This is a genomic window from Actinokineospora sp. NPDC004072, from assembly GCF_053604195.1.
Genome location: NZ_JBSGHB010000017.1, coordinates 39,899 through 61,960, shown reverse-complemented (window position 1 = coordinate 61,960; position 22,062 = coordinate 39,899). Strand labels below are relative to the sequence as shown.

The window sequence follows — 22,062 nt, the reverse complement described above, 5'->3', positions numbered from 1 at the left end:
GCCCCCAGCGTCGTCCGGCCGTGTTGAGATCGCCCGGTCGGGATCTTTGCGGTTCTGTGACGACCGGGTCTCGGTGGTGGTCCTGGCCGGACGTTTTGGCAGCATGGGCCCGGTGGGTGTGCGACTGCTGATCGTCGAGGACGACGACCGGGTCCGCGCGTCCCTGCGGCTGGCGCTGGAGGACGAGGGCTACACGATCACCGAGGCGCCGGACGCGGAGACCGCGCTGGACGCGATCGACCGGCTGGGGCCGCCGGAGGTGATGGTCGTGGACCTCATGCTCGGCGGCATGGACGGCTTCGGCTGCATCCGGCAGGTGCGCCGGACCAGCGACCTGCCCATCATCGTGGTCAGCGCCAGGGCCGACACCCACGACGTGGTGGCCGCGCTGGAGGCGGGCGCCGACGACTACGTGACCAAGCCGTTCGAGATCAAGGAGATCACCGCGCGGCTGCGCGCCCTGCGGCGGCGGGCGGCCAACGCCGCGCCCGCCGGGGTGCCCGAGGTGGTCCTCGACGCCGAGGCGGGGCTGGTGCTGTCCCCGCACGCGGGCACCGTCCGGCGCGGGTCCGACGACGTGCACCTGACGCTGACGGAGTTCCGGCTGCTCTGCGAGCTGGCCGAGGAGCCGGGCCGGGTGCTGAGCAGGCAGGCGCTGCTGGCGCGGGTGTGGGACCGCGGCTTCTTCGGCGACGAGCGCATCGTCGACGTGCACGTGCGCAGGCTGCGCACCAAGATCGAGCGCGACCCGTCCGAGCCGCGCACGGTGGTCACCGTCCGCGGCCTGGGGTACCGGCTTGATGTCCGTTAGCGGACTGCGCGGCCGGGTCATGCTCACCTTCGCGGTGGGCGGCGCGCTGCTGTCGCTGCTGATGGCGGTGGCGGTGTTCGCCATCAGCCGCGGCTACCTGACCGAGCAGCGGGAGCGCTCGGCCGAGCGGCTGGCCGCCGCCGACGCCGACTTCGTGGCCAGCAGGCTGGCCGTGCCCGGGGCCACGCCCGAGCAGGCGCTGGCCTACGTCGACCCGCCCAAGGGCACCAGCCTGGTGCTGGAGCACGGCGGCCGCTGGCTCAGCGCCTCCGGCGACGAGCCGCCCGACCTGCCGCCGGACTCGCTGCGCAAGCTGGTCGCTGCCGGGGAGTCCGGGGTGCTGCCGGTGACCGTGCAGGACCGCCCGTACCTGGTCGCGGGCGTGCCGATGCCCGACGGGTCGGCCTACTACGAGTTCACCCCCGCCGCCGAATTGCAGGCCACGATCCGGGTGCTGGGCACGGTGCTGATCCTGAGCGCGCTGGCGGCCACGGGCGGGGCCGCCCTGCTCGGCCGGTGGGCCAGCGGGCGGGTGCTGGCCCCACTGCGGGCGCTGTCGGGCACGGCGTCGAGCATCGCCTCGGGCAACCTGGGCTCGCGGCTGCCCGAGGGCGAGGACCGCGACCTGAGCCCGATGGTCCGCTCGTTCAACGCGATGGTCGACTCCCTGCAGAGCCGCATCGCCCGCGAGCGCCGCTTCGTCGGCGACGTGACCCACGAGCTGCGGACCCCGCTGACGACGCTGGTGACCAGCGTGCAGGTGATGCAGCGGCACGCCGACGAGCTGCCCGAGCGGTCCCGGCGGGCGCTGGCGCTGGTCACCAGCGAGCTGGACCACCTGCGCGGCATGCTGGAGGACCTGCTGGACCTGGCCAGGGCCGAGGCCGGGCTGCACGCGGGCGAGGTGGAGGAGCTGCGGCTGCGCGAGCTGCTGGCCAACGTGCTGGCCGCCACCGGCCGCCCGGCCGAGCTGCTCGACGCCCCGGCCGAGGTGGTCGTGCCCGGCCGCAAGCTGGCCATCGTCCGCGCCATGACGAACCTGCTGGACAACGCCGACCGCCACGGCGGCGGGGCCACCGCGCTGCGCCTGCACGCGACCGGCAACCGCGCCGCCATCGAGGTCGACGACGACGGCCCCGGCGTGCCGCCGGAGGAGCGCGACCGGGTCTTCGCCCGCTTCGCCACCGGCCGCGGCGCGCGCGGCTCGTCGGCGGGCACCGGCCTGGGCCTGGCCCTGGTCGCCGAGACGGTGGCCGCGCACGGCGGGAACGTCCACTGTGGAGAGAGTCCGACCGGAGGGGCGCGGTTCACCGTGACCCTCCCCGTGGGGGAGCCCCGGTGAAACGCTACGAACAGCACTGCCCCGTCGCCCGCGCCGCCGAGGTCGTCACCCAGCCGTGGACGCTGCTGATCGTCCGCGAGCTGCTGCACGGGCCCGCCGACATCGACACCGTGGCCAGGGGCCTGCCCGGGCTGACGGTCTCGACGCTGCTCACCCGGCTGCGGGCGCTGCGCTCGGCCGGGCTGGTGGCGCGGGAGTCCGGCCGGTTCCGGCTGACCGAGGCGGGCCGGGAGCTGCGCGCGGTGGTCGACCTGCTGGGCTCGTGGAGCGGCCGGTGGCTGCCCGCGCCGGGCCCGCGCGACCTCGACCCCGGCCTGCTGCTCTACGACATCGGGCGCAACATCGACCCCGAGGCGCTGCCGCCGCGGCCGGTCGCGCTGCTGGTGGAGTTCACCGACGGGCCGCCGCCGCGGCGCTGGTGGCTGACCCTGAGCAAGCCGCGGGCCTCCGCGGGCGACCGCGACCCCGGCCTGCCGATCGCGGTGACGATCCGCTGCTCCCCCGCGACGCTGGCGGGCATCTGGCTGGGCCACCGCAAGTGGCTGGACGCGCTGGCCGACGAGAGCCTGCAGCTCATCGGCGAGCGCTCCGCGGTGCGCTCGGCGGTCTCCTGGATCGGCGTCAGCCGCTACGCCGCCCAGGCGTAGCAACACCGGAGACGGGCCGTCTCCGCGCGTGCTGCCCCCGCCACCGCGGCATCGGCGGAGATGCCGCGCCGGCGCGCCCGACCCGACCATGGTTCGCAGGCGAGCCAAGGGAGGGACCACTGTGGACTCCGAAGACCCGGTCTACACGCTGACGCTGGAGGCGTACGCCGACACCATCGTCCCGGGCGAGAAGCGGTCTCCGGACGACCGCGCGATCGCGGGGATCGTCGATGGGCCGGGCAGCGTCCAAGCGGGAGCGCTGGAGCTGATGCACCACTCCGCGCCGGGCATCGCCGCGGGCCTGCCGTCGCTGGTCGCCATGCTCAACCAGCACGCCACCAACTACGCCGAAGAGCACGGGCTCGAACTCGACGACACGGTCCCGCCCTTCGTCGCCTTGGACTACGACCACCGGTACGCCCTCGTCGGCAGGCTGACCGCGCTGGGCCACCCCGAGCAGGCGGGCTGGGTCATGCTGGCCCTGTTCAGCAACATGGCCTTCGACTCGGCCCCGCACAAGAGCACCGTCAAGGCGCTCAAGGAAGGCCACCCCGGCCTGATCACCCTGGGCTTCAAGAAGCCCGACAGCGACGGCATCTGGCGGTTCAAGGACTACGGGTACCACCAGGAGCTGGCCAAGACCCACCCCGACACCACCGAATCCGGGAGCCCGGCGTGACCACTGCGGCCAACGGCGGCTCGGCCGCCATCGAGAAGACCGACGTCCTCGTCGTCGGCAGCGGCTTCGGCGGCTCGATCGCCGCCTACCACCTCGCCGCAGGCGGGGCGAAGGTGACCGTGCTGGAGCGCGGCCCGTGGCTGGACGCCAAGGGCTTCGACCACGACTACCTGCTCGGGTCGAGCTACACCAGGATCTTCGACTTCGTCTCCGGCGACGGGATGAGCGTGCTCGGCGGCAACTGCGTCGGCGGCGGCAGCGTCGTCTACTTCGCCGCGCTGCCGCGGGCGCCGTGGTTCGTCTTCGAGCGCCAGGGCAGCATCGGCCGCCGGATGTGGCCCAAGAGCATCAGCCGCGAGACGCTCGACCCGTGGTACGACCGGGTTTCCCAGGTGTTCCCGGTCGAGCAGCAGACCTGGGACGACGTGACCTACGCGGGCGGGCTGTGGGCGGCGGCGTGCAACCACGCGGGCCGCACCGCCAACCCGGTCCCGGTGGGCATCGACACCGCCAAGTGCACCAACTGCAACTGGATGATGGCGGGTTGCCGCTTCGACGCCAAGCAGTCGATGCTGCTGAACTACCTGCCCGGCGCGGTCGCCCACGGCGCGGAGATCCGGCCGCTGCACGAGGTGCAGCGCATCTCGCGCACCGACGAGGGCAACTACGTCGTGCACTACCTGCACATCGACGAAGAGGACTACCGGATCACCCGCGGCGGCGGGCAGATCGAGGCCAAGATCGTCGTGCTGGCCGCGGGCGCGGGAGCGACGCCGTGCATCCTGCAGCGCTCGGAGCCCGAGCTGGGCACGATGCCGCACGCGGTGGGCCGCTACTTCTCCGGCAACGGCGAGCGGCTCAACACCGCGATCATCAACGACGACCGCGTCCGCGAGGTGCTCGGCATCGACCGCGGCCCGGGCAACCCGGCCTACGACGCCTACCAGATCGGCCGCGGCCCGGTCGTGGCCAGCTGGGACAAGCTGGACGGCTCGCTGCCGGAGTACAGCCGGTTCTCCCTCGAGCAGCTGTACTTCCCGGTCGGCCTGGGCACCTTCCTCGCCCAGGCGCACGGCCCGGACGGCCCGACCTGGTACGGCCCGGCCAAGCGCGAGCTGCTGAGCAAGTGGTCGTCCTGGATGACCATCTTCCAGATGACCGAGGACGACAACGAGGGCGTCTTCGGCCCGCCGCCGCCCACCGGCAACTCCATCCGCATCTCGCAGCAGATGCTGGGCACCGGGCCGCTGAAGTACGACCCGACGGAGAACACCCGCCGCGGGTGGGCCGAGGCCGACGCCGAGGTGCGCGACATCCTGGAGCGCGACGGCCTGGCCACCGTGCTGCCGTGGACCAACGACCTGGTCGGCGCGTACACGGTGCACCCGCTGTCGTCCTGCCGCATCGGCGACGACCCGGCGACCTCCGCGCTCGACGACCGGCACGAGCTGCGCGGGCACCCGGGCATCTTCGTCACCGACGGCTCGGCCGTGCCGTGCGGGCTGACCGTCAACCCCGCGCTGACCATCTCCGCGCTCGCGGAGCGGGCCATGCCCGGGATCGTGGCCACCGCGCGCCAGCGCGGCGTGGATGTCTCCTACGGCGCCCCGGTGCCGACCAAGGGCGCGTTCCCCGCCCTGTCGCCGGCGCGCGCATGAGCTGACGAGGGCGGGGTGGTGTGGATGTCCGGACTCCGGGAGATCACCGAGGTGATGCTGTCCCAACCGGGACCGCACGCCCCGCCCTCCGTCGTGGCCGCGTGGTACGAGCGCAAGGCCGCGCTGCTCGACCAGCTGGCCGAGGACGGCGGGCCCGAGGCCGAGTGGACCAGGGCCCAGGCGCGGGCCGCCAGAGAGCACGCCCGCGCCTTGTGGCCGCCCGCCGCGTGACTGGATGATCGTCCGGACCGCCCCCCGCCCCGGGGGGCGGTGCTCGGCTTGATCGGGAATGGAGGCGTGATGGCGGCGACACCCCGTGTCCGCAGCAATGCGATCGCGGCGCTCAACACCAAGTACCACCGCTTGGGGCTCTACCTGTTCCTGTTCATCGTGGTGGCGCACTGGGCCGAGCACATCGTGCAGGCCGTGCAGATCTACGCGCTGGACTGGCCGCGGCCGCAGGCGGGCGGCGTGCTCGGCCTGTGGTTCCCGTGGCTGGTGAAGTCGGAGCTGATGCACTACGGCTACGCGCTGGTCATGCTCGTCGGCTTCGTCATCCTGCGGCACGGCTTCCACGGCCGGGCGCGCACCTGGTGGATGCTGGCGCTGTGGATCCAGGTGTGGCACCACTTCGAGCACCTGCTGCTGTTCCTGCAGGCGCTCACCGGCGAGAACATCCTCGGCGAGCCGGTGCCGACCAGCATCCTGCAGCTGGTCCTGCCGCGCGTCGAGCTGCACCTGTTCTACAACGCCGTGGTCTTCATCCCGATGGTGGTGGCGATGGTCCTGCACCGGCGCCCCCGCATCGACGACCTCATCCAGTGCGACTGCGCCCCGCGCCGGACCCCCGCCGCCGTCGGCTGACATGCCCGCCAGCGCCTCCCCGTCCCCGAACCGGGCCGCCGCCCCCGCGGCGGCCCGGTCCCGCCGCCGCGGGGCCGCCGCGGCCGCGGGGGTGCTCGGCGCGGTCGGGGTGCTCTGCGCGGTCGGGGTGCTCATGGTGGGCACCGCCGCGCCTGCGGCCGCCCAGCTGCACGGCAACCACGTCATCGACGTGCCGTTCGACATCGGGCCGCTGGCGCTGAAGATCGCCGTGCTGGTGGCGCTGCCCGCGGTGGGCGGGTTCGCCATGCTGCGCGGGTTCCTCGGCAGGCCGGAGCGGATGACCTCGTGCTTCGTCGCGGTGTGCGCGGCGGTGGCGGTGAGCCTGGAGCTGCTGCTGGCCGGCGGGTTCGCCCTGCCGCCCATCGCGGTGCCGCTCTCCCTGGCCGCGGCGGGCGGGCCGGTCTACCTGGCCTTCGCCAACCGGGAGGTCCCCCGGTTCGTCCAGTGGTCGGCCCCGGTGGTCGTGGTGGTCGCCGCCGCGGTGGCCGGGTGGGCCTTCGCCACCGGGTGGCTGGGGGCGCCGCCGGGCGCCGAGCGGGGCGACAGCCTGCACACCGGGATGATCGTCGCGTTCGCCGGGCTGGCCTGGCTGACGCTGGGGCTGCCCAGCAACCGGGCGCTGCGCGGGGCCCTGCTGGTCGTCTCCGCCTGCCTGGGCGTCGCGCTGGTGGGCGCGGGGACGCAGGTGGCCGTGCTCGGATAAGTGCGCACGATGCGAGAACACACGAACGGGTGACGGGGTTACGTTCGCACCGACCCTCGGTGAATTCGAGGAAAGGGCGTTGAGATGGGGACCTTCATCCGGCTCGCGCTGCGTCGGACCCGCAACCAGATCCGCCACGTCGCCCGGGTGCGGCCGGGCCGCGGCGGCGACCTCGTCGTCGGCGTCCACCGGCAGGTGGAGGCCTACTTCGGCCTGCTCGCCCCCATCGCGCTGCACACCGCGGCCCCCCGCGCGCTGGCCGCGTCGTGGCTGCTGCTGCGCGAATCGCTGGTCGCGGCCGGGCTGGTGGCCCGGTCGGTGAAGGAGGCGATCGCCGCGGGCGTCGCCGAGCGCAACCGCTGCCCCTACTGCCACGAGGTCCACGCCGCCACCCTGGCCGCGCTCACCGACGTGCGGTCCGAACTGGACCCGGTCGCCGAGTGGGCGCGCACCGGCGGGTCCGGGACCGCGCCGTTCAGCTGCGCCGAGGCCCCCGAGCACATCGGCACCGCGGTCGCCGCGCACTACCTGACCCGGATGGCCAGCGTCTTCCTCACCGACTCCCCGCTGCCGCCCGGCCTGCACGACGGCGCCCGGCAGGTGCTCGGCCGGGCCATGCGCCCGCACGCGGCCAAGCCGCACCGGCCGGGCCGCGCGCTGGTGTTCCTGCCCGCCGCCGAACCCGCGCCGGACCTGGCCTGGGCCGCGCCGAACCCGGTGCTGGCCGACGCCTTCGCCCGCGCCTACCACGCCATCGACGAGCTGGCCGCGCGGACGGTCCCCGCCGACGTGCGCGCCGTCGTCACCGACGCCCTGGACAGCTGGGACGGCACGCCGGTGGGCATGAGCCGGGCCTGGGCGTACGACCTGGCCGCGGGCCTGCCGCACAGCAGCTTCGCCGCCTGCGTGCTCGCCCTGCTCACCGCCAAGGCGCCCTACCAGGTGGATGACACGATCGTGAACGACTTCCGGCGCGGGCACACCGACGCCGACCTCGTCGCCCTGACCGCGTGGGCGGCCCTGGGCGCCGCGCGCAGGCTGGGACCGGGCCGGGCCCCGGTCCCGCACGCCGCGTCAGCGGAATGCGCCTGCCCGGCGCACCAACCTCTGTAGTGTTGGCAACCGCCATTCGCCGGTACCCGAACCACCTCCGGGTGACGCCGGTCGGCGGGCGGCGCGCACGTGCATCGGTGGTAGAACAAGAGAAGACGGGCTCGGGAGAGGCGCACAGTGTGATCAGGGTGTTGATAGCCGAGGACATGCACATGGTCCGGGGTGCGCTGGTCGCGCTGCTCAACCTCGAACCGGACGTCGACGTCGTCGCCGAGGTGGCCTCCGGGGACGACATCCTGCACACCGCCCGCACCGCCAACGCCGACGTGGCCGTCATCGACATCGACCTCCCCGGCAAGGACGGGCTCACCGCCGCCACCGAGCTGCACGAGCAGCTCCCCCAGTGCCGAACGCTGATCCTGACCAGCCTGGGCAGGCCGGGCACGCTACGCAGGGCGCTGGCGGCCAGGGTCGGTGGTTTCCTGCTCAAGGACGCGCCCGCCGACAAGCTGGCCAACGCCATCCGCGGGGTCGCCGCAGGCCGCCGGGTCGTGGACGGGGACCTGGCCCTCGCCGCGTGGGACGGCGCCGACTGCCCGCTGACCGGGCGCGAGATCGAGGTGCTGCAGCTGGCCGCCGCCGGGCTCAACGCGGTGGACATCGCCGCCCGCCTCTACCTGTCGGCCGGGACGGTGCGCAACTACCTGACGACCATCGTCAGCAAGCTCAACGCCCGCAACCGGGTGGACGCCATCCGCATCGCCCGGGAGGCGGGCTGGCTGTAGCGGGACGCGGGCGCTGAGCCGGAAGCGCCCGTCCCCGGTCGGCCCGGCGACCAGCGCGCCGCCGACCGCGCCCACCCGGGCGGCCAGGTTGGCCAGGCCGCTGCCGCCGGACCCGGGTCCAGCCGCGGCGGCGTTGACGATCTCCAGCAGCGCGTCCCCGCCGCAGCGGCGCACGACCACCGAGCAGGTCGAGCCCCGTTGTCCGTGGCGCAACACGTTCGTGACGCCTTCGCGCAGCACGGTGGCCAGCACCGCCTGGACCGGCCGGGGCAGCTCGGCGCCCGGCAGCTCGAAGCTGGTCTGGACCTCGGCGGCGGCCAGCACCGAGCGGGCCGAGGCCACCTCGTCGGCGAAGGACAGCTCGCAGTAGCCGCCCGCGACCAGCCGCACGTCGGCCAGCGCGGTCCTGGCCAGGTCGGCGATCTCGACGACCTCGCGGCGGGCGCGCTCGCCGTCGTGCTGGGCCAGCCGCCTGGCCAGGTCGGCCTTGAGCGCGATGGCCGACAGGCTCAGCCCGAGCAGGTCGTGCAGGTCGCGGGCGAAGCGCAGCCGCTCCTCGGCCACCGCGACCCGGGCCAGCTCGAACCGCACCACCCGCAGCTCGCGGTCGACCCGGGTCAGCCAGGTGAGGCCGTAGACGACCAGCCCGGTGACCACCGCGCCCGCGGCGGCGTCGACGACGGCCAGCGAGGCGACCCCGTGCGCGGCGTGGATGGCCGGGACGCTGGCCGCCACGGCGGCGAAGACCGGCCAGCCCGCGGCGGGCCGCAGCAGCACCAGCGCCGACCCGCCGACGAAGGCCACCACCGCCGACCACTGCGCGCCGAGGAACACCACCGGCAGGTACACCAGCACGGCCTGCACCACGAGCACGAGCGGCGGGCCGCCGACCCGCACCCAGCGCAGCTGCACCACCAGCGACAGGACCGCGAAGCCCGCGGTGACCAGCAGCGCGCCCGTCCCCGCCCGCGCGTTCTGCACCACGGCGGCGGCGGCGAAGCCGCAGAAGACCGCGGGCAGCAGCCAGCTGACCCGGGTGCGCGGGTCGGCCAGCCGGGCGCTGGCCCGGTAGCCCGAGGCCGCCCGGCGCACCGCGGCCAGCGCCGCGCGGGCGCGCTCGGCGATCGCGCCGAGGTCGCCCGGGTCGGCCGCCGCCGCCCGGCTGATCCCGGCCAGGCTGGCGCCCAGCAGCTCGCGCAGGTCCCGGCTGAACCGGGCCCGCTCCCCCGCCACCGCGGCCTCGGCCAGCTCGGCGCGGGCGGCGCGCACGCTGGCGATGGACCGCGAGAGCCGCACCAGGCCGTAGAAGCCCAATGTCCCGGCGACGGCTGCGACGGCCGCCTCGCCCAGCTGCGGCCACGACCCGCCGATGAACCAGCGGGCCAGGCAGATCAGGGCGACCGCCCCGGCGCAGACCGGCCAGCCGATCCGGGTGGGCAGCACGATGACGGCGTTGGCGGCCAGCAGGACCGGCAGGCCCGCCCACGCCTCGCCGAACTGCGTCAGCGGCACGAAGACCAGGATCACCTGGGCCAGCAGCAGGGAGCAGGCGACCGCGGCGCGGGTCTGCGTCCGCAGGAACGCGACCTGCGCGCCCAGCAGGCACAGCAGGTAGGCGGTGGCCAGCAGGCCGTCCAGGGTCGAGCTGCCCGCGTGGACCACGTGGATGAACGCGACCAGGCACAGCACCAGGCACGAGGTGAGGACGACGGTTCTGGCCAGCGAGGGCGCCCGAGCGAGATCTTCCCCCATACCAGCACCATAGACGCAGAACCGCCGGATTCACCCGGGCAACAAGCAGATCCGCGCGGGTGCCGGTGGCGGCTGCCGCGCTGCGGTGTTCGGCCGGTGCGACCCGGCGTGGCCCACCCAGGCGAACGCCGGGCCGCCGGTTGCGCCGGGACCGCTCACAGTGGAGCTTCCGCGCTCCCGGCAAGGGTACGCCGCCGCTGATTCCCGGTTGCCGCAGGGTGAACTGCCGCCGAATGGCGGATCGACGGTCGAGTTAGGATGGCCCGGCTCAGGCGGGGACGCGGGCGCTGAGCCGGAAGGTCCCGTCCGGCGCGAGGCCCGCGGTCAGCTCGCCGCCCAGGCGCGCGACGCGGGCGGAGAGGTTGCGCAGGCCGCTGCCGCCCGGGGACAGCCTGGGCTGGCCTGCCACGCCGTTGTTCACGATCTCCAGCACCACCATGCGGTCCACCTGGCGGACGGTGATCTCGCAGCGGGCGCCCTTGACGCTGTGGCGCAGCACGTTGTTCACCCCTTCGCGCAGCACGGTCGCCAGCACCGTGCGGACCTCGGGGCTCAGCTCGCCGTAGTGCATCTCCAGCCGCACATCGACATCCGCGGCCACCAGGACCGATTCCGCGGAGCGGGACTCCTCGTTCAGCGAGAGGTCGCGGTAGCCGTTGGCCACCAGCCGCACGTCGGCCAGGGCGAGCTGGGCGATGTCGACGATCTCGCCGAGCTCGTGGCGGGCGCGGTCCTGGTCCACCACCATCAGCCGCTGGGCCAGCTCGGTCTTCAGGGCGATCGCCGACAGGCTCAGCCCCAGCAGGTCGTGCAGATCGCGGGCGAAGCGCATCCGCTCCTCGGCGACGGCGATGCGGGCCAGCTCGTAGCGCGCGGTGCGCAGCTGGTGCACCGAGCGGCCCATCCACGTCAGGCCGAACACCACCAGGCCGGTGATGAGCGTGCTGCCCGCGATGTTCACCACCTGGAGCGGGTCGACGAGGCTCGCCGCCTTGACCGCGGGGACGCTGACCAGGACGGCCAGGAACACCAGCCATCCGGCCGCGGGGCGCAGCAGCAGCAGCGCCGAGCCCGCGAGGAAGCCGGGCACGCTCTCCCACGCCGGGCCCAGCACCAGCAGCGGCAGGTAGATGAACGCGGCCAGCAGGCCGAGCACCAGGTAGCGGTGGCGCGGTTGGACGGCGGCGTCGGGCTTGCTCACCCACAGCTGGACGCCGAGGGAGGCGAAGCCGAACAGCGCGATGGTGATGAGCGTGCCGAGGGGCGCGCCGTTGGCCCAGCTGCGCTGGAGGATGCCGACGACGAAGATGATGAACACCGTGCGGGTGACCCAGTTGGTCAGCCTGCCCGACTCCACCGCGGTCTGCTCATCCGCCGAGGTGCGCACCGGGTCGGCCTCCGCGCCGACCTCGTGGGGCACGCGCAGCCGCAGGCGGTTGCGGCCGTCCGGCAGCGATTCGCGACCCAGCGTCCCGCCGACCGCGCGCACGCGGTCCAGCAGGGAGGCGGCCGTGTCCGGTTCGGTTTCAGCCAAGGCGGCCGAATCGGGGTCGACCTCGCCATCGTCGACAATGTCCAGTTCGACCGCGTCGCCGACCTGCTGCATGCTGATCACACAGGACGTGGCGTCGCGGTGCAGCACCTCGGCCGCGCCCGCGCGCAGCACCGCGCCTGCCACGGTGCGCACGTGGACGGGCAGCTCGCCGTGGTTGACGTCGATGCGGACATCGATGTCGGAATCGGCGAGCATCGCCCCGACCGTGCGGGATTCCTCGCTGATGGAGGTGTCCCGGTAGCTGCCCGCGACCAGCCGGACGTCGGCCAGCGCGTGCCGGGCGACGGTGAGCACCTCGCCCAGCTCGGCCCGCGCCCGGTCCGGATCGGACGCCATCGCCTCCTGGGCGGCCAGCGCCTTCGGCCCGACCGTGGACAAGCTCAGCCCCAGCAGGTCGTGCAGGTCGCTCGCGAACCGTAATCGCTCCCGCGCGACCGCGGCCTCCCCCAACTCCGCGCGGGCGGCGTGCACCGCCGCGACCAGGCGCGCCAGCCTCGTCAGGCCGTAGAACTCCAGCGCTCCCACCAGGCTGTTGAGGACCAGCACGACCAGATCCCGCGATGTCGCGCCGAGCATCCCGTGGATCAGCGCCATGATGGCGAGGAACCCGCCCATCGCCCACCACCGCACGCGCGGCGGCAGCACGAGGACCAGGTTGGCGGCGAAGAGCACCGGCATCCCGCCCCAGAGGATGCCGAACTGGGTGTGCGGGACGGTGACCAGGAACGCCTGCGCGAGCAGCACGGCGTAGGTGACGGGGGCGCGGATGAGGGTTTCCGGTCGGCCCAGGTAGACCTGCAGGCCGAAGATGGCGGCGAGGTACCCGCCCGCCAGCACGCACTCCCAGAACGGGGTGCCCGCCCGCACGATCCAGATCAGCGCGATGACGCAGAAGGCCGCGTACGCCACCAGCACGATCACCCAGGCGACCAACGGGGCCAGCGACGGCGTCCGCCACGCCTCCCCCGACGGGCCCGACTCGTCCAGCACGTCGCCTGCCGATGCTCCTGGGCGTTCGGTCACCGCTGCCTCCCCTCCCGTGACGACCGCAGAAAGTCGAGCTGTACTCACCGTCTGTGGTCGTTCGGGATTATAGGGGGGCAATCGGGCCAGCAGGCGCATCTTGCCTGTTCCCGAAGACGAACTCGCCGACACCCACTTCCGCAGGCCATTCCAACCCCAACGCGGAGTCCACGGCGTCCCCCGGGTCGATCGCGGGCACGCACGCCGCGAGGCCCATCGCCGTCGCCGAGATGCACAGCATCTGCTGCAGCGCCCCGACGTGCGTCAGTGTCAGGGAGTAGGCGATTCCCCCATACATCCACGACGACCGTGCTACCCGAGCGGTTATCGTGAGCATAGCAGGGGGCCAGCACGCCGCCCCCGTGCCGATCATCGCGCTGTCGAGCACCTCCGACATCGCCGCTTCCCCGTCGCGCACCAGCGTCAGCGCGTGGTCCTTCGGGTCGTAGTGGAAGATCCCGCGCGGCAGGCCCTCGGCCTCGTTGACGCACAGGTACAGCTCCAGCTCGTAGAGCCCGTTGATGCTCAGGTACGGCCGATCGGACACTTCGTACACGTGGTCGCCGCCCGCCGAGGCCGGGGAGACCGAGCGGACCCGGGCGGCGCGGAAGAGCAGCTCGCCGATCTGCTCGGCGGTCACCGGCCCGCGCATCTCCTGGCACAGCCGGGTGTTCTCCACGACGGCGATCAGCGGCGGGTCGCCTGCGGCCAGGTCGCGCGCGGACGGGCGGTGCAGCGCGTAGCGCGGCCCGGTCCGGCCGACCTTGACCACCGCGGGCGGCGGCGAGGTCTCCGCGTGCGGGAAGGTCACCCCGGTCAGCCCGCCGTGGCGGCCCATCCTCGTGCGTGCGTGGAACAGCAGGTCGTGGTGGGACCAGCGGACCAGCGCGGGGTCGGCGTCCTCGGCGAAGCGCGGCTCGCGGGCGGGCTCGCGGTCCAGCCAGGCGCCCAGCAGGACGATGCCCGAGGCCACCATGAACGCGACGATGTCGGCGACGACGTCCTGCTCGATGTCCAGGCCCTGGGCCAGCTCGGCGATCGAGGTCGCCGCGCACATCGCCACCACGACGCGCGAGACCATCCGCCGGTGCAGCACCACCTGGAACCGCGCCAGCGGCGACTCCACCAGCAGCTCGCCGTCGCTGCTGCGCAGGGCGGCGAAGCGCGACAGGCGCACCGGCAGCCCGGGGTCGACGTCGACGACCTCGAACACCGCGTCCCTGGCCACCGGGACCACCGACAGCAGCGGCGCCCCGCCGCTCGGCGCGCCCAGCGAGTGCACCACCGAGCCGCCGAGCTTGCCCAGGATCTCGGTGACCCGGTGCCACTCGACGCCCCCGTCCTCCCCCGGCAGCACGTTGCCCAGGGCGATCGGCCCCAAGCTCATCCGGCGCAGCGACGCGCGGGCGGTGCCGTCCGGGTCGTCGATCTTCGTCTCGCCCCAGCGGGTGATGACGACGACGTGGTCGTCGCCGGGATCGCCCTCCACCAGGACGTCCTCGGACAACGACCACAACCGGATCCGCCGCGCGGACCGGCCGGACTCCGTTGACACTGCTTCGCTCCGCTCACTCGGCCTGCGCACGCCGTCACAGGAACATGGGCATGGGGTTCAGCTCCGTGTAGTCGGCGGGAACGGCGCGGTGCCCGAGCCGAACCGGGACGTCGTAGAGCCGTCCGGGCGCGAACCGCGCCCAGAAGTGACGCAGGCCGGGCACCACGGTCTTCACCACGGGGAGGCCGATGTCGGGCCGGGTCTGGTCCAGGACCAGCACCTCCAGCCCCAGGGCCTCCAGCCTGCGCCGCACCAGCGTGACGTCGTCGAGCAGGTCGGCCGAGTGGTGCCGGGGGTAGTCCCGGGGCGTCCGCTGCGGCTGCGCGAGGTCCGCGCGCAGGTACGGCTGGTTGGCGATCGTCGCGGTGCGCCACCACGCGACGGCGTCGGGGTCATCGATGTCGTACTCCCCGTCGCCCGCCGCGGTGACCACCGCGGGCATCATCTGGTTGAGCTCGGTCAGGGCGCGGCGCAGGGCGATGCCCGCGTCCAGGTGCGCGCCGAAGCCCATCGCGATGTCCTCCGTGCGGCGGTCGGTCCGCCGCGACAGCGCGACCATGGTCGGGATGCCGGTGTCGGCGGTGATGTCCAGCACCCAGACCTGGCGGCCGAGTTCGGCGTGCACTTCGCGCATCCGATCGATCCAGGGGTCGGCGAAGGCGTCGAGATCGACGCCGGGCATGCGGGTGCGGTTGTACCACCACAGCGCCACGGCGTCACGCTCGACCAGTTCGAGCAGGCCCTGCAGCACCGCGTCCTCCAGGCTCGACCCGGCCGCGCTCCCGTTGGAGTCCGCGCACACCATGCCCATGCCGGGCGCGCCGTGGTAGAGAAGGGCCGTCGGCAGCAGGCGGTGGCGCTGCTCGGTCAGCGACCAGACCGGCGACCAGTCGAGCTCGGCGTGCGGGTCGAAGGGGGCGCAGACCCACTGGAAGCTGGCGTGGACGCGGTTCCACTCGGCCCGCTGGCGGTACTGGCGCTCGTCGTAGAGCAGCACGTCGTTGGGGTGGATGGCCTGCTCGCCCAGGTCGCTGAGGCGCCCGCGCACGCGCGCCTCGTCGCCGTGGAAGGTGCCGGAGTAGCGCTCGATCGCCTCGCACAGCGCGCCCACCCTGGCCTCGGCGGCGGTGGTCCCCTTGCCGCCGTTGGACATCCGCAGCGACCGGCGCAGGATCCCGAGGTCGCGGGTGGCCGCGGCGTTGGCCCCCGAGCGGAACGAGGTGAAGAAGTCCGGGCCGCGGGTCTCGCGGACGATCTCCTTGATGATGCCGGTGACCGGGCTGACCAGGTGCTCGTAGGCGGCCATGGTCTGCTCCGCCGAGGCCGAGCGGTAGCCGCCCGCGAACGCCATCCGGGGGCGCGGGGACAGCCGCACCGGGTCGTGCCCGCGCTTGCGCAGCAGGTCGGGGTCGCCGCAGGTGGGGCACTGCGGCCGCACGGGCAGGGCGTGGTGCCTGCCGGTGAGGTCGAGGGTGTCCAGGACCCAGACCGCGCGCTGGTTCTCGTGGCGGTGCCCGGCGAGGAACTTGGCGGCCTCCAGGGCCATCAGCTGGATCGCGGCCCCGGTGCTGGGCGCGATCGCGCCCTTGGGGCTGGGCGCCGGGCCGGTGCGGCCGAGCGCGGCCAGCGCGTGCTTCTCGGCCACCCGGTTCTCCCACAGCCGGGTGGACAGGCAGTGCCAGCAGCCGGGCCTGCTGGGGTCGAAGATCGGGCCGATCCACACCTTGGTGCCCACGACCTTGGCGGGCAGCCAGGGCCGACCCGCGGCGCGCTGCTCGGCGTCGATGGCGGCGAAGCCCGGGTCGAGGTAGTCGCTGCACAGCACGACGGTGAGGTCGGTGTCCCCGACCCCACCGTCGGTGTGCACGACGAGCCCCGCGGCCCGGAGCGCGGACTCGGCCGCAGCGCCGCATACCGTGCCCAGGGTCGCCAGGTGGACGGCGGAGCAGACGGTCTGGACCGCCGCCGCTTCGCCGTCGAGCCCGGCGGCCTCCCAGTACGCCGCGCTGGCGTCGCCGCTGCCCGCCCCGGACCGCAGGGAGACCAGGCCCGCCTGCGACAGCTTCGCGAGCACCCCGGCGACCTGCTCCTTCGGGATGTCAACCGGCACGGACTCCAGGACGGTTGCCACGTCCCGGGTGCCATCCAGCAGGGGAACGACCGACCCGACCTGCGCGCCGTGGAGCACGGTCGTGTCGTGTTCGGTGAACAGGTAGGCGCCTGCCGACCCGCCCACCACGGCCCTGATGTGCTGCTTGAACCCGATGCGAGGGAGGTCCCCGGCGCCCGCGGTGGACATCAGGCAGCCTGGAGGCTCGGGTCGTCGGTCTTGAACGAGCCGCCCATGCAGGCGGTGAAGCGCACCGACGGGGCGGACTCGTCGCCCCAGTGGTCGAAACGGTCGATCTCGAACTCCGCCGAATGGCCGACTAAAGCGACGCCGTCAAGACCCAGGAACGCTAAATGCTGCTCGACGCTCGCCATCACCGCAATGCTCATCGCGAGTCTCCAAATGTGGTGGTGAATCAGTGGGTGAGACGAATTTTCCGATCAACTGCCTGATCCCGGCCAGTGCCGGGCGCATCCTGGGCATATGACTTTTTCATACCCGCTGACCTCGGTTTTCCCAGGTCAAGGGATGCGGCATGCACTGTTCGGCGCACGGCATTGCTGGGACCGTCGTCAAGCGTCGGCTGCTATGCCGCCCACCAGGGCAGATGCCCCTGCGGGCCGACCCGGGCGGTGAGCGCGGCCGCACCGGCAGATGGCGTTAGGCGGAGAATACCCTTCGCCGAATCGGGATCGAAACCTGGGCTTCGTTCCCGAATTCGATTCGCCGGCCCGGGGCGGGCTAGCCCCGGCGGCGGAGTCGGGACTTCAACGAACGGGGGAACCGAAGATGACACCTCTAGCACAAAAGGCCGATCCGGTCGACGAGTTATCCATGGCGCTGGTGGCGGCGGAATTCGGACCGTTCTACGCCACCCCAGGGGCGGTCGTGTCGCCGCTGCACGCCGCGCTGAGCGCCGGGCCGGGGGTGTTCACGGTGGCGCGCGAGGACAACGCCATCGGGATCGCCGCCGGTGCGGCGCTGACCGGCCACAACCCGGTGGTGCTGCTGCCCAACCACGGGCTCGGCCCGTCGCTGGGCGCGATCGCCGCGCTGGTGGTGCCCTACCGGCTGCCGATCCTGCTGGCGGTCACCGTGCAGCCCGAGCCCGCCGAGGCCCGGCTGCTGTCCCGGGTCACCCGGCCCATGCTGGACGGGCTCGGCCTGGAGGTCGTCGACTTCGACCCGGGCCGCTCGGCCGTCGAGCAGGTGAGCCGGGCCCGGGACGCGGTGCGGGACCTGCGGGTGCCCACCGCCCTGCTGATCCCGGCCGCGGCGCTGGGACGGCGGGCATGAACCGGACGGCGGCGATCCGGGCGATCATCAGCGCCACGACCTCCGAGCCGGTCGTGTTCACCAGCGAGGCGTCGTGCCGCGCGGCGCGCTCGATCAAGGACCGGCGCAACCACCTCTACCTGACCGCGGGCGGCGAGCTGGCCTCGTCGCTGGGCATCGGCGTGGCCATGCAGGTGCGCAGGCCGACCGTGGTGGTCGACTCCTACGCCACGCTCGCCCGCAACCCGATGGGGCTGATCACCGCGGGCACCCTGCCCCGGCTGAGCCTGGTGCACGTCGTGCTCGACGACGGGCTCTTCGGCGCCGACCAGGACGCCGACGCGCCGACCGGGCGCGCTGACGTGTGCGCCCTGGCCAGGGCCGCGGGCTACGAGTCGGTGATGAGCACCGCCCGGCCCGACCGGTTCCTGACCCTGGTGCGCGACCACGTCGTGCGCGTCGTGCGGCCGGTGCTCATCCGGTGCCTGCTCTCCGCCCCGGACGAGCCGCTGGACGCCGCGGCCGCCGCCGCGGCCCGCACGCGCGATCTGCCTGCCCACGCCCGCAGATTCGCCGAATCGATCGGCTTGGGCGCGGCCTGATCCGTGTTTGCGGCACCGGCCGACCATGAATTCCTCATACCCGAACCCGACACAACTTCATCCAGTGCGATGACGGCAACACTGGAATGCCGATCACGAACGCAAGAGAATGTGGTGTGGAGTGTGGGGACATCCACCCTCCACCGGTTCCCGCAGTGGAGCGCGACCACGACAAAACCGGGCGAAAGGAAACCGACAATGGACGAGACGGTCGTGCGGGCGGTCGAACGGGCCATCACGACAATGCGCGACAGCCTGTCGGACAAGGTCACCATCGACGACCTGGCTCGGTCGGCGATGTTCAGCAAGTTCCACTTCTCCCGGGTGTTCCGCAAGGTCACCGGGGTGTCCCCAGGGCGCTTCCTGTCCGCGATGCGGCTGGAAGAGGCGAAGAGGTTACTGCTGACAACCCGGCTCACCGTCGCCGACATCAGCCACCAGGTGGGGTACAACAGCGTCGGGACGTTCAGCTCGCGGTTCCGCAGCAGCGTCGGCGTCTCGCCCATCACCTACCGGCACACCCGCGGCGCCACCACCGAGATCCCGGCCGTCGGCCGGGCGGGCTCGTCGCCGCGGCCGATGGTGCGCGGCAACGTCACCGGTCCCGACGACGGCAACTCGGGCATGGTGTTCATCGGCCTGTTCCCCAGCGCGATGCTGCAGGGGTCCCCGGTCCGCTGCACCGTGCTGGACCGCCCAGGCCCGTACACCCTGCACGACGTGCCCGCGGGCACCTGGCACGTGCTGGCCCACTCCGTGCCGCCGGGCACCGAGGAGACGCTGTCCACCCGGCCCTACCTCGGCACGCACGGTCCGATCACGATCAACGCAGGCATCACCGCCCGCCTCGCCGACCTGCGGCTGCGCCCGATGCGCGCGTTCGACCCGCCGGTGCTCACCGCGCTGCTCGACGTCCGCTCCGCCGCCCTGGCCCGGCTGCGCAACGCGCAGATGCCCGAAGCGGTCTGATCACGCGGCCACCCAGCAGAGCGCGGTCCCCGAACCCCGGGGGCCGCGCTCTTTTGTTGTGCCAGCGGTCATCCTGCGCCAGCGGTCGTCTGCGCCAGAGGTCGTCTGCGCCAGCGGTCGTTGCGCCAGCTGGTGGTGGACGCCCGTTGGGTTGCGGACAGCAGAAAGCCCGGTGACCTGGGGCGTGGTCACCGGGCTTTCGCTCGCGGGCTGCCCTACTGCTGCAGCGAGAACGCCCTGGCGAAGTCGTCGACCAGCTTCGCCGGGCCGGTGTAGGCGACCTCGTCGGAGGCGCGGACGGCGGCGCCGGTGGTCTGGCCGGTGAGCAGGTCCTTGGTCATCAGGCCGGGCTCGATGCGCAGGTCGGCGGCCGGGTCCGGGCCCTCGACGGCGGTGATGGCGCCGTCGGCGATGACGCCGTGGACGACCATCGAGCCCACGGTCAGCTCGTAGCTCATCGAGATGTCGGCCACCGCCGCGCCGCGGAAGCAGGAGCGCACGGCCATGATCAGGCCGTTGATGGTGACGATCTCGTCGGGCCTGGGCACGTCCAGGGTGCGGGCACCCCAGCGGCCGAAGGCGCGGACGATGCCGTCGAGCTCCTGGCCGTACTCGGTCAGCTCGTAGCGGACCACGCCCTCCTCGACGGCCGAGGCCTTGGCGCGGACCACCCCGAAGTGCTCCATCTCCCTGAGCCGGGCGCTGAGGATGTCCGGCGACAGCAGCGGCAGGCCCTCGCTGAGCTCGCTGAACCGCTTGGGGCCGACCAGCAGGTCGCGGATGATCAGCATGCCCCACCGCTCGCCGACCATCTCGGCGGCGTGCGAGAGGCCGCAGAACTGGCCGTAGGTGCGGCGGTTGATGGACTGCAACTCGTTGATGATGCCGTCGATGGCCGCCGGGTCCATCACGGCGATGTCGGCGTCGGCGTCGAGGAGGTCGGTGTCCGCGGCCTGCTGGTTGGCCGCGGTGAGCTGGAACCGGTCCCCAGTGATCGTGACGCCCTCGCGGTTCACGACCAGTTTCCATTTGCTGTCAGTCATCGCCCGCGTCCAATCCTCTCGTCGCGCATTTCGATGCGAACACTTGCCTCGACATGCTCCCGCTATAGTCCTGCCACCAGGGCGCGAGCGGCATCTCTGTGCTTGCGTACGAGGTGTTCAGGCCATCGACTGCCAGTTAACGCCCGACGCATTCTTCACCCCGGGCGCGGTAATTCAGCACCCGCCATTCATGACGATTTCCCGGGGGCACCGTGAACCGATCACGGATCGGGCGAGCCGCCCGGGGCGCCCGCGGGGGCCGCAGGTGGCCGCAACTCCGAGCGTGCCAGGCACAAATCCATGACAGGCGGATTCGTGCTCAGCCGGATTCCGGCAGTTCCGGGCTGCCGATGCAATTCCGTTACCCCGAAAGGCCGGGGCAGGTGCTACGGCGCGCTCATCCCGCCGCGAGGTCGAGCCAGCGCTCGGCGAGGTCGAGCCGGGCTGCGGTGGTGGCCCGCCAGCGCGGCTCCTGCACCCGGTGCGGGCCGGTCGCCAGGGAGAGGACGACGGCCGCGGTCCTGGCCGCGAGCGCCGGGCCTGCCATCGCCGCGGTGAACCGGTCGAGCAGGGCCATGCCGAGGCGGTCGAGGTCGGCGGAGCGGTGCGGGTGGATCTGGGCCAGCACGCTCAGGTGGGCCAGCAGGCAGGCGGCGTCGTCCATGCGCTCGCCGCGGCCCGCGGTGTCGATGTCGAGCAGGCCGGTGACGACCCCGCCCGCGACGAGGAGCTGGCTTTCGTAGAAGTCGCCGTGCACGGCGGCGTCGGGGGCCTGCGGCCTGCTGTGGTGCACGGCGGCGGCCACCCGCCGCGCCCGCCCGCCCAACCCGGCGTCGGCGGCGGCGATGACCTCGGCGTAGTGGCGGGCCTTCTGGCCCCAGGTGCGGCGGCGCGGCCCGGTCGCCAGCTCCGGGGGCAGCGCGCCCAGGGTCGAGACGATGCTGGCGACCAGCGGGGCGGGATCGGCCAGCGGGTCGTCCGGGCCGGGGGCGACGATGTGGCGGCGCAGGGTCCGCCCGGGCAGCCCGGCCAGCACGACCAGCCCGTCGGCCGACCAGCCCAGCGGGGGCGGCACCGGGCACCCGGCGGCCAGCGCCAGCCGGTGCCGCCGGTGCAGCCCGCGGGCCCGCTCGGGCCGCACCGCCTTGACGTAGAGCGGCCCCCGGGCGGTGTCCACGCGCACGACCGCCCGCCGCCGCGGCCGGTAGGCCACCACCCGCACGGCGACGGGCTCGCTGCTCCAGCCCACGTCCGAGCACACCCGCCGCATCCGCTCCGGATCCGCCGCGACCGCGAGGCCGGGCAGGTCGGGGTCGTGCGGGAACCGCCAGAGCCCGACCGAGCCGACCCGCACCACGCCGCTGGGCAGCGGCACGGGCAGCGCGCGCGAGGACGCGCCCAGCACCTCGTCGCTGGTCGAGCCGTCGGCCAGCCGCAGCCGGGCGGCGTAGCCGACGGTGGTCCCCCGGCCAGGTTGGTGGTCGACCTGCGTGGCAGACCAGTCCAACAGCCGCGCGCCGGACCCCCGCAGCGCGGCGGCGATGAGATCGCCCGCGGCGGGCCCGGTCAGCAACGCCAGATCGGTGCTCACCCGTCCAGCATGAGGGGTCGCCGC

The 22,062-nt window shown here is 73.4% G+C and carries 19 protein-coding genes and 1 pseudogene; 13 read left to right on the top strand and 7 right to left on the bottom strand.

Annotated features, from left to right (window positions below; all coding sequences use genetic code 11):
- Window positions 1-103: 103 nt before the first annotated feature.
- From ACWEPX_RS24570 to ACWEPX_RS24525, 10 genes are all read left to right on the top strand, one after another.
- Window positions 104-811, top strand: coding sequence for a response regulator (locus ACWEPX_RS24570; RefSeq protein ID WP_451899582.1), 708 nt, complete (start codon window positions 104-106; stop codon window positions 809-811).
- Window positions 801-2,153: a sensor histidine kinase gene (locus ACWEPX_RS24565; RefSeq protein WP_451899581.1), complete on the top strand. Its 1,353-nt coding sequence runs from the start codon at window positions 801-803 to the stop codon at window positions 2,151-2,153. The genes ACWEPX_RS24570 and ACWEPX_RS24565 overlap by 11 nt, the downstream gene beginning before the upstream one ends.
- Window positions 2,150-2,800: a winged helix-turn-helix transcriptional regulator gene (locus ACWEPX_RS24560; RefSeq protein WP_451899580.1), complete on the top strand. Its 651-nt coding sequence runs from the start codon at window positions 2,150-2,152 to the stop codon at window positions 2,798-2,800. The genes ACWEPX_RS24565 and ACWEPX_RS24560 overlap by 4 nt, the downstream gene beginning before the upstream one ends.
- Before the next feature lie 121 nt (window positions 2,801-2,921).
- Entirely contained in the window at window positions 2,922-3,479 is a 558-nt protein-coding gene (locus ACWEPX_RS24555; RefSeq protein WP_451899579.1) for a DUF5987 family protein, read from the top strand.
- On the top strand, window positions 3,476-5,137 hold the full coding sequence (locus ACWEPX_RS24550; protein WP_451899578.1) for an FAD-dependent oxidoreductase: 1,662 nt from the start codon (window positions 3,476-3,478) through the stop codon (window positions 5,135-5,137). Before ACWEPX_RS24555 ends, ACWEPX_RS24550 begins: the two co-directional genes overlap by 4 nt.
- A 24-nt stretch (window positions 5,138-5,161) precedes the next feature.
- Window positions 5,162-5,368 carry a hypothetical protein gene (locus ACWEPX_RS24545; RefSeq protein ID WP_451899577.1) on the top strand — a complete coding sequence of 69 codons (207 nt, stop codon included), beginning with the start codon at window positions 5,162-5,164 and terminating at the stop codon, window positions 5,366-5,368.
- Window positions 5,369-5,437: 69 nt separating this feature from the next.
- Window positions 5,438-6,001, top strand: coding sequence for a hypothetical protein (locus tag ACWEPX_RS24540; RefSeq protein ID WP_451899576.1), 564 nt, complete (start codon window positions 5,438-5,440; stop codon window positions 5,999-6,001).
- A gap of 1 nt (window position 6,002) precedes the next feature.
- Window positions 6,003-6,725 carry a DUF6239 family natural product biosynthesis protein gene (locus ACWEPX_RS24535; protein WP_451899575.1) on the top strand — a complete coding sequence of 241 codons (723 nt, stop codon included), beginning with the start codon at window positions 6,003-6,005 and terminating at the stop codon, window positions 6,723-6,725.
- Window positions 6,726-6,809: 84 nt separating this feature from the next.
- Entirely contained in the window at window positions 6,810-7,838 is a 1,029-nt protein-coding gene (locus tag ACWEPX_RS24530; RefSeq protein ID WP_451899574.1) for a carboxymuconolactone decarboxylase family protein, read from the top strand.
- 146 nt (window positions 7,839-7,984) lie between these two features.
- On the top strand, window positions 7,985-8,563 hold the full coding sequence (locus ACWEPX_RS24525; protein WP_451899660.1) for a response regulator transcription factor: 579 nt from the start codon (window positions 7,985-7,987) through the stop codon (window positions 8,561-8,563).
- A gap of 384 nt (window positions 8,564-8,947) precedes the next feature.
- Here ACWEPX_RS24525 and ACWEPX_RS24520 read toward each other — a convergent pair.
- The 5 genes and pseudogenes from ACWEPX_RS24520 to ACWEPX_RS24500 all read right to left on the bottom strand — a co-directional run.
- Window positions 8,948-10,315 (bottom strand): annotated as a pseudogene (locus ACWEPX_RS24520) (sensor histidine kinase); the annotation flags it as partial.
- A gap of 268 nt (window positions 10,316-10,583) precedes the next feature.
- Complete coding sequence (locus ACWEPX_RS24515; RefSeq protein ID WP_451899573.1) at window positions 10,584-12,893, bottom strand: sensor histidine kinase; 2,310 nt, start codon at window positions 12,891-12,893, stop codon at window positions 10,584-10,586.
- 67 nt (window positions 12,894-12,960) lie between these two features.
- The gene (locus ACWEPX_RS24510) at window positions 12,961-14,448 is read right to left on the bottom strand and encodes a SagB family peptide dehydrogenase (RefSeq protein WP_451899572.1); all 1,488 of its coding nucleotides are present in this window, start codon (window positions 14,446-14,448) and stop codon (window positions 12,961-12,963) included.
- Between the two features lie 34 nt (window positions 14,449-14,482).
- Complete coding sequence (locus tag ACWEPX_RS24505) at window positions 14,483-16,747, bottom strand: TOMM precursor leader peptide-binding protein (RefSeq protein ID WP_451899571.1); 2,265 nt, start codon at window positions 16,745-16,747, stop codon at window positions 14,483-14,485.
- The gene (locus ACWEPX_RS24500; protein WP_451899570.1) at window positions 16,747-16,947 is read right to left on the bottom strand and encodes a hypothetical protein; all 201 of its coding nucleotides are present in this window, start codon (window positions 16,945-16,947) and stop codon (window positions 16,747-16,749) included. Before ACWEPX_RS24500 ends, ACWEPX_RS24505 begins: the two co-directional genes overlap by 1 nt.
- Window positions 16,948-17,392: 445 nt before the next feature.
- On the opposite strand from ACWEPX_RS24500, the gene ACWEPX_RS24495 reads away from it, so the two are divergent.
- The 3 genes from ACWEPX_RS24495 (at window position 17,393) to ACWEPX_RS24485 (ending at window position 19,404) form a co-directional block, all read left to right on the top strand.
- The gene (locus ACWEPX_RS24495) at window positions 17,393-17,854 is read left to right on the top strand and encodes a hypothetical protein (protein WP_451899569.1); all 462 of its coding nucleotides are present in this window, start codon (window positions 17,393-17,395) and stop codon (window positions 17,852-17,854) included.
- The gene (locus tag ACWEPX_RS24490; RefSeq protein ID WP_451899568.1) at window positions 17,851-18,435 is read left to right on the top strand and encodes a hypothetical protein; all 585 of its coding nucleotides are present in this window, start codon (window positions 17,851-17,853) and stop codon (window positions 18,433-18,435) included. Before ACWEPX_RS24495 ends, ACWEPX_RS24490 begins: the two co-directional genes overlap by 4 nt.
- Window positions 18,436-18,633: 198 nt before the next feature.
- Window positions 18,634-19,404, top strand: coding sequence for an AraC family transcriptional regulator (locus tag ACWEPX_RS24485; protein ID WP_451899567.1), 771 nt, complete (start codon window positions 18,634-18,636; stop codon window positions 19,402-19,404).
- Between the two features lie 215 nt (window positions 19,405-19,619).
- Here ACWEPX_RS24485 and ACWEPX_RS24480 read toward each other — a convergent pair whose 3' ends face one another.
- Together ACWEPX_RS24480 and ACWEPX_RS24475 are read right to left on the bottom strand one after the other, a co-directional pair.
- Window positions 19,620-20,447, bottom strand: a complete 828-nt coding sequence (locus ACWEPX_RS24480; RefSeq protein ID WP_451899566.1) for a winged helix-turn-helix transcriptional regulator — start codon at window positions 20,445-20,447, stop codon at window positions 19,620-19,622.
- Between the two features lie 397 nt (window positions 20,448-20,844).
- Entirely contained in the window at window positions 20,845-22,038 is a 1,194-nt protein-coding gene (locus tag ACWEPX_RS24475) for an aminoglycoside phosphotransferase family protein (protein WP_451899565.1), read from the bottom strand.
- Between the last annotated feature and the right edge of the window lie 24 nt (window positions 22,039-22,062).